Origin of the sequence: Staphylococcus massiliensis CCUG 55927 (genome assembly GCF_000298075.1) — a bacterium.
GTDB lineage: Bacteria > Bacillota > Bacilli > Staphylococcales > Staphylococcaceae > Staphylococcus > Staphylococcus massiliensis.
This window is the reverse complement of record NZ_JH815593.1, coordinates 1619992-1621741: the sequence shown is the minus strand read 5'-3', so window position 1 is coordinate 1621741 and position 1750 is coordinate 1619992. Positions and strand designations below refer to the sequence as shown.

Annotated in this window: 2 protein-coding genes and 2 pseudogenes; all 4 read left to right on the top strand. The window is 31.0% G+C overall.

The genetic code is table 11. The features are described 5' to 3' along the window. A pseudogene (locus A33S_RS11800) lies at nucleotides 1-260 on the top strand (replication initiator protein A); the annotation flags it as partial. A 30-nt stretch (nucleotides 261-290) separates the two neighbouring features. Further along, nucleotides 291-992 carry a zinc ribbon domain-containing protein gene (locus A33S_RS0108000; protein ID WP_017176728.1) on the top strand — a complete coding sequence of 234 codons (702 nt, stop codon included), beginning with the start codon at nucleotides 291-293 and terminating at the stop codon, nucleotides 990-992. 20 nt (nucleotides 993-1012) lie between these two features. Continuing rightward, nucleotides 1013-1288, top strand: coding sequence for a hypothetical protein (locus A33S_RS0107995; protein WP_153907253.1), 276 nt, complete (start codon nucleotides 1013-1015; stop codon nucleotides 1286-1288). Nucleotides 1289-1466: 178 nt separating this feature from the next. Continuing rightward, nucleotides 1467-1750, top strand: a pseudogene (locus A33S_RS11795) (IS6-like element IS257 family transposase); the annotation flags it as partial.

The window sequence follows — 1750 nt, the reverse complement described above, 5'->3', positions numbered from 1 at the left end:
TCATTAAATCAGTTATTTTAAAAGCTAAGCGTTCGTTTAATGATATGTATGGTGAAGTGTATATGCTTGAAGATATGGATGATGAATTATTTACAGTACTTAAAAGATTCAAAGGTATAATGGTTAAAAAACAAGAAACTGTTGAAGCTATGCAAGGATATTTAATGCGCTCTATTTTGTCCGAATTAGAAGAAATGCGCTCAACGAATATGCGTAGAAAAAACTTTGAAAACAGTCCACTCAACGTATTTAAAACATAAAATACAAGAAAAAAAGGGGAATGATAGGGGATGAATTTTTCGTTAGTTAAAAGTTTTTTACCTCACATGACAAAAGAGGATATGAGGGTCATTCAAGTTCCGAATTGGTATTTAAGCTATTATAGACGTTTTCCAGAAAAGCTAGAAAACTGTAAATATAAGCATATCAAAGCGATTAACGATTATATAAAACAAGAAGAAGCTCATATTATTGGTATCGATTTAGGTAAATACCATTATTTAACAACGTCAAATATAGATCGATCTTTTGTTTTTGTCGATAAACATAACACGCTCTTCCATCTTTTTAGAAAATACGAGAGACGTATTGCTAATAAGCAATATGATAATAGCGAAGCTTATTCTAAACTGAAAACAGGACTTAAAAGCCATATCAATCAAGTAGTTAACGAAATGTTAGAACAAACGTCCAATCGTTTTCAAACCGTCTTTGCATTAGGTGATCATGGTTCAAGCCATTTATCTTTTCCTAGTTTGGTATTTGACTTGACTTATTTTGCGATTAAGCAGCGAAAAAATGAAAATGACGAAATACTGATCGTTGATGAAAGTTTCACGTCTATTGAATGTCCAATATGCCATGATAGAAATCAGTACAACAGAACTAATAAAAATAAGTTTAAGTGTACAAAATGTGGATTCATACATCAAAACAATGATATTGTAGCTGCTAGCAATATAGCAAAGAAAGGACAATTATTAAATTCTTAATATAAAGGGGGGATAAAATGATGAATAATAAACAAAAAGCGAGGCTAAAACATTACAAAAACTATGATTATCCAAAACAAGCGTATGCTTTCTTTGATCATAAAAAGGTAAAAGTTGTTTTAAATAATGGAGAATCATTTACGGGGTATATTGTTAAAGAATATACGTACGAAATATTATTAGTGAAAAGCGATGGCATCAAAGATCCAAAAGATAATGAATTAGAGAAACGTACGCTCATTCCTAAACACTCGATTGCTTATACGACCAATTTCATTCATTTACCTCAAGAATAAAGAATAATTAAAATTAGTTATATTGGTTTTGAGGGGATTTTTAGCGTGAATATAGGTCAGAATCTTTAGTTCGACCTTTATATTCATGCTGTAGCAAACGAACAAAGTGAGTGCGGTAGAATGGTTCTGTTGCAAAGTTGAATTTATAGTATAATTTTAACAAAAAGGAGTCTTCTGTATGAACTATTTCAGATATAAACAATTTAACAAGGATGTTATCACTGTAGCCGTTGGCTACTATCTAAGATATGCATTGAGTTATCGTGATATATCTGAAATATTAAGGGAACGTGGTGTAAACGTTCATCATTCAACGGTCTACCGTTGGGTTCAAGAATATGCCCCAATTTTGTATCAAATTTGGAAGAAAAAGCATAAAAAAGCTTATTACAAATGGCGTATTGATGAGACGTACATCAAAATAAAAGGAAAATGGATCTATTTATATCGTGCCATTGATGT

Bases quoted from the DNA above. Each gene is read 5' to 3' on its own strand.
- A33S_RS0108000 (WP_017176728.1), top strand. From the start codon at position 291: ATGAATTTTTCGTTAGTTAAAAGTTTTTTACCTCACATGACAAAAGAG.
- A33S_RS0107995 (WP_153907253.1), top strand. From the start codon at position 1,013: ATGAATAATAAACAAAAAGCGAGGCTAAAACATTACAAAAACTATGAT.